Source organism: Clostridium arbusti SL206 (assembly GCF_000246895.1).
GTDB lineage: Bacteria > Bacillota > Clostridia > Clostridiales > Clostridiaceae > Clostridium_I > Clostridium_I arbusti.
Genome location: NZ_BAEV01000126.1, coordinates 1 through 9,943 on the forward strand (window position 1 = coordinate 1; position 9,943 = coordinate 9,943).

General features: G+C 29.6%; 9 protein-coding genes. 5 read left to right on the top strand and 4 right to left on the bottom strand.

Features of this window, described 5'->3' with window-relative positions; translation table 11 throughout:
• Window positions 1–133 precede the first annotated feature (133 nt).
• The 3 genes from RH99_RS16360 to RH99_RS16370 form a co-directional block, all read right to left on the bottom strand.
• Window positions 134–1,450 (bottom strand): hemolysin family protein, encoded by a 1,317-nt coding sequence (locus RH99_RS16360; RefSeq protein ID WP_010240758.1) that lies wholly within the window; start codon window positions 1,448–1,450, stop codon window positions 134–136.
• 240 nt (window positions 1,451–1,690) lie between these two features.
• Window positions 1,691–2,248: a hemerythrin domain-containing protein gene (locus tag RH99_RS16365; RefSeq protein ID WP_010240759.1), complete on the bottom strand. Its 558-nt coding sequence runs from the start codon at window positions 2,246–2,248 to the stop codon at window positions 1,691–1,693.
• Window positions 2,249–2,252: 4 nt separating this feature from the next.
• Complete coding sequence (locus RH99_RS16370) at window positions 2,253–2,873, bottom strand: hypothetical protein (RefSeq protein WP_010240760.1); 621 nt, start codon at window positions 2,871–2,873, stop codon at window positions 2,253–2,255.
• Window positions 2,874–3,635: 762 nt separating this feature from the next.
• Between RH99_RS16370 and RH99_RS16375 the strand changes: the two genes are divergently transcribed.
• The 5 genes from RH99_RS16375 (at window position 3,636) to RH99_RS16395 (ending at window position 8,700) form a co-directional block, all read left to right on the top strand.
• Entirely contained in the window at window positions 3,636–4,889 is a 1,254-nt protein-coding gene (locus RH99_RS16375) for a hypothetical protein (RefSeq protein ID WP_010240761.1), read from the top strand.
• A gap of 133 nt (window positions 4,890–5,022) precedes the next feature.
• Window positions 5,023–5,748, top strand: a complete 726-nt coding sequence (locus RH99_RS16380; RefSeq protein WP_010240763.1) for an ABC transporter ATP-binding protein — start codon at window positions 5,023–5,025, stop codon at window positions 5,746–5,748.
• Window positions 5,735–6,487, top strand: coding sequence for an ABC transporter permease (locus RH99_RS16385; RefSeq protein WP_010240765.1), 753 nt, complete (start codon window positions 5,735–5,737; stop codon window positions 6,485–6,487). The genes RH99_RS16380 and RH99_RS16385 overlap by 14 nt, the downstream gene beginning before the upstream one ends.
• 79 nt (window positions 6,488–6,566) lie before the next feature.
• Window positions 6,567–7,994: a HAMP domain-containing sensor histidine kinase gene (locus tag RH99_RS16390; protein WP_010240767.1), complete on the top strand. Its 1,428-nt coding sequence runs from the start codon at window positions 6,567–6,569 to the stop codon at window positions 7,992–7,994.
• Between the two features lie 13 nt (window positions 7,995–8,007).
• Complete coding sequence (locus RH99_RS16395; RefSeq protein ID WP_010240768.1) at window positions 8,008–8,700, top strand: response regulator transcription factor; 693 nt, start codon at window positions 8,008–8,010, stop codon at window positions 8,698–8,700.
• Between the two features lie 100 nt (window positions 8,701–8,800).
• On the opposite strand, the gene RH99_RS16400 is transcribed toward RH99_RS16395, so the two are convergent.
• Window positions 8,801–9,205 carry a hypothetical protein gene (locus RH99_RS16400; protein WP_010240769.1) on the bottom strand — a complete coding sequence of 135 codons (405 nt, stop codon included), beginning with the start codon at window positions 9,203–9,205 and terminating at the stop codon, window positions 8,801–8,803.
• Between the last annotated feature and the right edge of the window lie 738 nt (window positions 9,206–9,943).

Sequence of the window (9,943 nt, forward strand, 5' to 3'; positions counted from 1 at the left end):
ACACGTAGTATATTAACTAATATAAATGTTAATTTTAGTGAGCTATTGTAAAAAGCCTAAGAAGGCCTATATTAATAATTATTTTCAAAATAATATTTCATAATTCTATTCTATGTTAAAATCAAATAACAAATTATATGCATATTTTAACTCTTTCTATTCTTCTCTTTTTAACTTCTTCTATTTGAAATATTATATTTTCATATTCAATACTCTTTGCTTCATTCTTTTTTGGAATTCTTCCCATTAAACTAATTAAAAAGCCCCCTATGGTATCGTAAGTTTTAGAAACTAAATTCAAATGTAAATGCTCATTTAATTCATGTAAAGGAAGTAATCCATTAACAATATAAGTATTATTATCAACCTTTCTTATATCTGGTTCATCATTATCATATTCATCTTCAATGTTTCCCATGACTTCTTCCACAAGATCTTTTATAGTAACTACTCCTGAAAATCCACCATATTCATCTATTAATATAGACATCTGATTCCTGGAACTCTTTAGTTCTTTAAATAATTCATTAATATTTTTTCTTTCATAAACAAAATAGGGTACATGCAATATACTTTTAATATCTACATCTTCAAAACCTTTTTTACGTGCCTCTATTAAAAAATCTTTAATATTAAGTATTCCTATAATATTATCAGTATCACCCTCATATACGGGTATCCTAGAATACTTCTTTTCTAGTAACTTATCTAAGAACTTGTTAACTGATTCATTTATATCAATTAAAAATACTTCAGTTCTTGGTGTCATGATTTCTTTAGCTAATTTATTCTCAGACTGAAAAATACTGTCTATCATCTCTTTTTCAGTTTCATTTATTATACCTTGCCTTTGCCCAGTTTCTATAAGTGATTTTATCTCATCTTTTGATACCTTTTCCTCTAATCTATCTCTATCCATCCCTGTAACATGAACTAACATATTTGTAGATATTGAAAGGATTTTTATAAAAGGATTTACTACTTTAGATAAAAATAAAATTGGCACTACAGAAAACATTGCAATAGCCTCAGATTTTTGCAGAGCTATACGCTTAGGAAACAATTCACCAAATACAAGTGTTATGTAGGATAACACTATAGTTATAACTACTAAGGCAATCGCTTCACTGTAAGGTATGTTTAAATTAATTAAGAATCTTGAAAACCTATTAGATATACCTGTGGCAGCAGAAGCACTAGAGAAAAATCCAGCCAGTGTAATTCCAACTTGAATAGTTGATAAAAATTTTGTTGGTTCCTCAATAAGCTTTTCTAATAGTTTTGCTTTCCTATTACCTTCTTGTGCAAGAAGCTTAATTTTATTTTTGTTTAAAGACACTATTGCCATTTCCGATGCTGCAAAGAATGCATTTATTAACGTTAAAATAGCAATTAATATGAATTGTGATATTATACTGCCGTTAGGCTCAGGCGCGGGTCCTGATTCCATTAAAATTCCCCCTCTAAAAATTTATAATATTACTATATATAATATCATAAAATTCAGTCTTTTTCACAATTAATTTTTTGCACATATAGAAATTTATACTATAAGGCATATGAAAATAAATAGTAAGTCAAATATACTAGCATACTGACTAGTTATTTATTTGAATATGCCTAAAACAAATTAGCCACTACTTTTGAGAAGTTATCCCAAATGTAATGGCTAAATAAGCTTTTGTATAAACTAAAGAACATATTTAAGTTCTAACTGTTCTAGAAGCTTTATATAATTTTCCTGAGTATGTTTTTCTTCTGCTTCTCTTTCAAAGACTTCACATTCTTCATCTATTTTCTTAAGAGTATCCTCACTTAGTCCGCGCCTTGCGAATGTGTAGGCTACATTGTTTTCTTTTTCGATATGCCTTTCTAGAAGGTGTGTATAGGAAACTGCATTTGCTATTACATCTACCTTAGCCTCTGCATCTCCATTTTTTACTTTTTCTAAAGCTTCTCTTAATTCTTTTATGAAAAGTCTTCCCATATCATGCTCTGCAAGCATACCATATTTAACAAGAGGTTCAGCTACACCGCCTATCTCGTCTATCATGCGATTAAATAACATTTTTTCTTCTTTACCATGATGATGTGCATCAGCATAATTTTTTATAAAAGAAATAATTTTTTCAAAGTCCTCATAATCAAATTCACCTGTATCCATAAGCTTAATACTAGCTTTTCTTACAACTAAAAGCATTCTTCTAATATTATTGTGCTCTTCCATCATTAAATTAATAGTATCCATACTGTTACCCCCTTGTTATTTTATTATCTCCCTCTTCATTACGAACATAGGAATATCCCGTATTACTTAAAAATCCATTTATCCATGCATATCTTAGAACATGAAAGTTTGCTACTTCTCCATTAACCTTATCCCAGTATTCCCTATGAATACAAGTTGTAGTATTCCACAAAAATTCATTTTCATCCTCAGAAACCACCTCATTAACTCTGTCACAAGGCATACCTTCAAGCATGTAGCTGTATATCAAATTGAATAAATCCTTTGGTGAAAAATTGCCTGTACCAATAGAATCCATAGTTTTTTTACCATTTTCATAATAGATATTTGCAATATCCTTAATATCAGTTCCCCTGTTGTCTACTAATTCAGTAACAATTGCAGCAGTTCTAACCTCTACACTGCTTATTTTCATCTGAAGCCAGCCATGAATGTTTCCTTGATCAATAACTTCTTCCAAAGCTCGTCTCTCCGGGTAACCATATTTTCTATAAGCTCCAGCTTTTATTTCTTCAACAGGAATATCTCTTCCCTCTGCAAAACTTAATATACTCTCTAATAAATCCTCATTTAATTGTATCTTGTTATATAATAAATAATGTATTTTCCCTAAAAATGCACTCATCCTGTATACCTCCAAATTATTTCATTTAATTATTAATTTCTTTAGTAATCTATATGTTGAACTTATATTAAAAGTAGAATGTATCTATATAACTACTTCTAATTTTTAATAATTTTAAAACAAGGCCTTGATGCAAATCAATATTTTCATTTACCTGTTCATCAACCTTACAAGCATTATTATATAGGGATTTTATATATTAATCGGTAACCTAGGATACCAAAAGTAAATGAATTTAAAAAACAAACCCATATGTAGATAAATACACATGGATTTGTCATCAGCATAAAGAACCGTGCAAAGCAGCTCTTTCAGTTTTCTCTCAAAAGTTTATACTTTGTTTAGATTTAGTTTAGATAAAGTAGAGATACCTATCTTAAAATATAATCAGGAAGTACTTCCAACCAAGTGACTTCTAAGATTAAGTTAGGATTCCCCCTCTTAGGCTTAGAAGTCACTTGTAAATTAAAGAATTTATCCTCTGACTAGTTACTGGATAATTCATCTAAACTTAGAGGGAGTACAAGCTCCCAATAAGTAAGATTCATTACTATAAGGCACATTCAAATAAATAACTAGTCAGTATGCTAGGCTATTTTGAATTCTACTGCGTCAGCAGAACCCTCTGATAGCACCACTATCATCAGAACCTGTTTCCTTGTATAATTCAAAATATACGTCGCATCTTTGACTTGTTATTTATTTTCACATGCCTAATTAATAAGTACACAACATTTAACAAAATATGAGGAGATGGAAAAAATGAAGTTTAAGAAAAAAACAGCTATGGCCCTGAGTTTTACTCTTGGAATACTTATGTTCGCCACTACTGCCATGGCAGAGGTAACTACTAAAAGTGGTTATGATCAACTCAAAGATTCATTGAAGTATACGGGTAAGGCAACTACTACTGGACTTTCAAGCGATACTTTAAATATGTCATTTATCATAAAAGATGGAAATACTACAGTATATTCTCGAAATTCTACAAATAAATATGACATAACAAATAAAGCCATGGAAAATGTAAGTGAAACTTATAATGGCTCAGATAAAACAGATAGTTATTACTATACTGATAAAAATACTCTAATAACTAAAGATACAGGCAACGGAATATCAGATCAATACGCGGTAACAAATTTTAAAGATGGTAAAAATGACAATAAGTGGCTAACAAATCCTTTTGATGAGGATAGAACTACAGATATAGAAAAAATAGCAGATGCTATTGTTGGAAATCTTAAGGACTCTGTTGTGGTTAATGAGAAATCAGATGGTTCTAAAGAACTCTCTAGTTCCTTAAACAATACTCAAATTCCTTCCATTGCAAATGCTCTAGTATCCTTTCAGTTTAAAAATTTATATGCAAATCCAAATGACACTAGATCTAAAATGCCTAAACTTACAAAAGATATATTTGTAAAAAGTGTAAGGGGTAATATGACTACAAACAAAAATGGATTAATTAAAACTGCCCTTGCATCAGGTGTACTTTCCGGTAAAGACAAAAACGGACAATCTCATGACTTAACTTTTGAATTACTGTTTAAGATATCTGATATAAATTCAACTAAAGTAAATAAGCCTGATTTAACTGGTAAAAAGACAACAGTTACTAATGCTTCATCCAATCCTGATAAAATTACTAACCCTGAAAAATATATTGGAAAATATACTAATGATTTAACTGAAGAAAAGGATGGTAAATTTATAAAAATAGGTGAAGCTACTGTAAATATCGAAAAGATGAATAGTAAAACAGTAAGCGGAACTTATGAAGTAAAATATATAAATGGTTATGAAAATAGAAATGAAAATTACATTTTTACCGGCAGTTTTTCAAATGGCAAAGATGCCCCTACTAGCAGTGCAAAATTAACCTTAACTAATAAAGATAAGAATACTACCACTGGTGATATATATATTAATCCTTATCAATCAGGTATAAATTTTTATCTTGAAAAAAATGATCCAAGATTTTTCAACTCAAGTTTTAATAGATTTTTTAACTAAAAACTTATTATTTAAAGATTTTAGTTAAACATAGTTTGTATTCTCACGAAAATTTCATTATAAAAATTAATGAAACTGCTGTCAGCTTAATTCCGCAGCAGTTTCAAATATTAATCTTTTGGAGGTGTTCCCCTTGGAAAAAGTAATTGAAATTAAAAATCTATGTAAAACTTATAAAAATGGACGCGGCATAGATGATATAAATCTTGATATATACAAAGGAGACATATTTGGTTTTCTTGGTCCCAATGGTGCGGGAAAAACTACTGCCATGAAAATAATGACAGGTCTTGTTAAGCCAAACAGAGGTGATGTTAAAATACTTGGTCACAGTGTTTTAACTGATTTTCAAGCAGCTATGTATAACGTAGGTTGCATCATTGAAACTGCTGAGGCCTTCCCATATTTAACTGCCTTTGAAAATCTAAAGCAGTTCTCAAGATATTATAATGATGTAGATAATAATAGAATTGAAGAAGTTCTAGAAATGGTAGGACTCTTAAAATATAAAAATGAAAAACCAACAAAATTTTCCCTTGGAATGAAGCAAAGACTTGGAATTGCAGCAGTCCTCCTTTCAAGGCCAAAGGTTATAATTTTAGATGAACCCCTAAACGGCATGGACGTAGAGGGAATGATAAGTGTAAGAAATATTATTAAAAATCTAGCGGAAAAAGAAGGTACTACTTTTTTTATTTCAAGTCACCTCATTCATGACATTGAATTAACTTGTACACGCATAGGTGTTTTATATAGTGGAAAGCTTATTAATGTGGATACCACTGAAAATATATTAAATAACTACGCTTCCCTTGAAAATTATTTTGTAAGTGAGGTAGAGAGAAATGGTAGAATTTAAGGCAACTTTAATAAATGAAATGGAAAAACTATATAAGAAGAAAAAGGCTTTAGTGGCAGTTATACTCTCCTTAGCCTTTATTATATTTGGTCAAATTTTTATATCTGTAGTTAGAAATAATTTTGGAGTTCAGGGAGTTTCCAGTAATGAGTTTCCCTTTCTCATTCTCTCTATAATAGTAAACACACTGCTTCCACTATTTGTAGCTTTAGTTACTATAGACAGTTTTTCAGGTGAGTATTCTCAGAATACCATGAAGATAACTCTTACAAGACCTGTTACAAGACTAAAACTATATTCAGCAAAAATAGTATCCATATGTATATTTGTATTCTCAATTTTAATGCTATCAATGATATTTTCAGTAGTCTCTGGACTTATATTTAATTCAAATTCCTTTAATTTTATAGGTATTTTAAAAATAATATTATCCTACATAGTAACCTTATTTCCAATGATAGTTTTGTGCCTAATGATTGTACTATTTGCAAATATATTAAAAAATGGTATAGCTGTATTCTTCTTATCCATACTTATGTTTGTAGCTTTTAAGGCCCTTGAAATTTTGTTTTCAGGCTATTCAGGCCTATTGTTTACATCCATATTCGGTTGGTACAACTTGTGGATTATGGACAATGTACCTTTCTTTAAGATATTCCGTCAATTTATGATGCTGATAAGTTATGCTATAATACTATTTACAGCAGGATATTTTATGTTTGATAAAAAGGATTTTTAAATTATAGGGCATATGAAAATAAATAACTACTAAGTATACTAGTCTATTTAGCTTCACCTGCCTAGAAAAAGGTATTAAAATGGATATTAAAAAGCGTTTAGTTATATACAACAGTTTAACTATAGTAATTCCACTTGTAACTACTATAGTAACCCTTGTATTTATATTTATTTATTCAAATTTATTCAAAAGTGACATGAACTATGACAGTTTTAAAAAGACTGCCTTTATAAATTCAGAAATACTAAATGTAACCAAGGATATATCTCAATCAGATACTAAAAGTATTGAAAATGATGATTTCAAAAACTACTTAAAGGAAAAGCTATCAATTATCGATGGTAAAATTATAATAAGTAAAAATAGTAGTGTTTTGTATTCATCTGATAATATGACTAGTATTGATATTGCAACCTCTTTGCAGGAATCCAAAAGTAAATTAGGAGAACCTGTAGTTATAAATAATACTTACTATTCCCTGAGCTCCTTTCCCATAGTATTTAAAGATAGCAGCCGCGGAAATATATTATTTTTAACTCCCATTGGAAAGGAATCAAATATATTTAAAAAACTTATTCTAATTATCATACTTGTATTTTTTACTTCCTATATAATAGTTAGTATTATTGTATCCTACATATTTTCCAAAAAAATACTAGATCCTATAGCTCTATTAAAAAAGGCAACTGCACAAATAAAAGATGGTAATCTGGATTCTGAAATAGTAGAGAGCGGAGATAGAGAAATAAGAGAACTGTGCACAGATTTTGAAGAAATGCGCATAAAGTTAAAGGATTCTATCTATATGAAGATGAAGTATGATGACAATAGAAAGATGCTGGTATCCAGTATTTCTCATGATTTAAAGACTCCACTATCCTCTATAGAAGGTTATGTGGAAGGCATTTTAGATGGAGTAGCAAAAAGTCCTGAAAAATTAGAGCATTATTTAAGAACTATAAATTTAAAAACAAGACAAATGGATGCTATGATTAACGATTTGCTTCTCTATTCTAAACTGGACCTTAAGCAAATACCCTTTAACTTTGAAAAAACTGATATTGGAGAATATTTTAGCTATTGCATTGAGGAAAGTTCCCCAATTCTTGAGAAATCTAACATAGCTATTAAATTTGAAAATAAACTTCAGTTTTCAAAATACTTTATGGTGGATAGAGACCGATTTAAACGAGTTATACTGAACATTATGGATAACTCAAGAAAATATATGAACAAGGACAAAGGAGAAATAACCATACTCCTTAGAGAAACCAATACCAGCATTATAATTGAACTAAAAGATAATGGTGCTGGCATTGAAAAACAAGATGTAAATAAGATATTTAATAGATTTTATAGATCAGACTCTTCAAGAAGCAATGCTAAGGGAAGTGGTCTAGGTCTTGCTATAGCAAAGCAAATTGTAGAAGGACATAAAGGTACTATATGGGCTAATTCTCAGCTGAATCAAGGAACTAGCATAATAATATCTCTTGGAAAAATGTAAAGGAAGTGCACCTATGAAAAAAATTTTGATAATTGAAGATGATTTAAGTATAGCAGAATTACAAAAAGACTATCTGGAACTTAACGATTTTCAGGTTACTATATGTGAAAATGGAATAGAGGGTTTGAATACACTTAACAAAGGTGATTTTGATCTGTTAATCCTAGATCTAATGCTGCCTAAAATGGACGGCTACTCTATTTTACGAAGCATACAAGATGAAAAGGATATTCCAGTACTTTTGGTTTCTGCAAAGAAAGAAGAAATTGATAGAATCAAAGGCTTTACTCTAGGTGCAGATGACTACATAACAAAACCTTTTAGCCCTAGTGAACTGGTAGCCAGGGTAAAATCCCATATTGCAAACTACGAGAGAATAAAAAATAAATTCAACAAGGTGAAAGTAAACAAACTAGTTATAAGAGGTTTAGAAATACATAAGGATTCAAGACAGGTATTCATAAATGGCAAGGAAGTGAATTTAGCTCAAAAGGAATTTGACCTTCTATTATACATGGTTGAAAATCCAAACAGAGTATTCAGTAGAGAAGATCTATTTGAAGAAATATGGGGTCTTGATTCTTTAGGAGACAATGCCACTGTTACAGTGCATGTAAGAAGAGTTAGAGAAAAAATAGAACCTTCCCCATCCAGCCCCCAATACATAGAAACAGTATGGGGTGCTGGATATAGGCTTAGAGTGTAAGACTTATACTTTAAAAGGCTGTTAACATATTATTTATGTCAACAGCCTTTTAAAGTTTTATTCTAAAACTTTTTAATTCATCTTATAATTATATAAAATTTTATATATCTTCAGATCTCTCATCACTTTTTGTTATTTCTTCTGAAGTATCTGGAGTATTAATTTCCAAAGTACTTTCTTCATTAAATTGTTCATCTTTAAATAAATGTTTTGAAAGTTTTGTATTAATTATACCAATACCTACTAATACAAATGATATACCTCCGTAAATGCCAATTGAATTAAATATTGCTGGCAATAATTGCGATGGTATAAGTTGTTGTTCAACCGTGGCAGCGCTATATCCTTGAGATACATATTGACTAATTGTAGTTTTAAATATTATAACATTATCCACTAATAATCCAATTCCAATAAGGGCTACAACGATAGCTGCAACATATAATATCACAGAACTAACTATTTTCTTTGATTTTTTTACCTTAGTTTTCTTCTCATAATTCATAATAATTCTCTCCATTCTACCTATATGTTTTTAATTTAGTTAGGCATATGAAAATAAATAGTCAGTCAAAGATGCCACGTATATTTTGAAGCCTACAAGGAAATAGGTTCCTCAGATAGTGAGCTATCTGAAGGTTCTGTTGACGCAGTAGGATTTAAAATAGACTAGCATACTGACTAGTTATTTATTTGAATGTGCCTTACCATAGATTATGTATTGTGCATGCTAAAATCTTTCAAGCTCCTCATTTTAACCCCCTATATATTAATTAAATTTTTGGCATCGAAGAGCGGAATCGAACCACTGCTACAGATGATTTTTGCGCATAATCACACCTGCCCTCTTCCTTGAGGAACTTCGATATATTATTTCTTGTTTCTATATATACATATTAACTAAATATTGTGGTTAAAGTATCAAATAGCTATGTGAAATTTATGTGATTTACATAGCTAAGAAATAATAACAAAATTAAAAAGGTTTCTAAAATTTCTTTGAACTTTAAAAACCTTTTTATGTATATCCTCAACCCAATTAATATACTCGCTTTATCCCACTAACTAACCATAAAGCTTCCCTTAATACTTATATATATAACTAAAGGGGTAATCTTTATATTTATATAATAACAAGCTATTGTTACAGTTTAATCTCAATATTATGTATATTAATTTAATAATATATTTAAGATAAAATACCATAATTTTTTATCTATTAAAATCTCTTGTAAGTCATCAT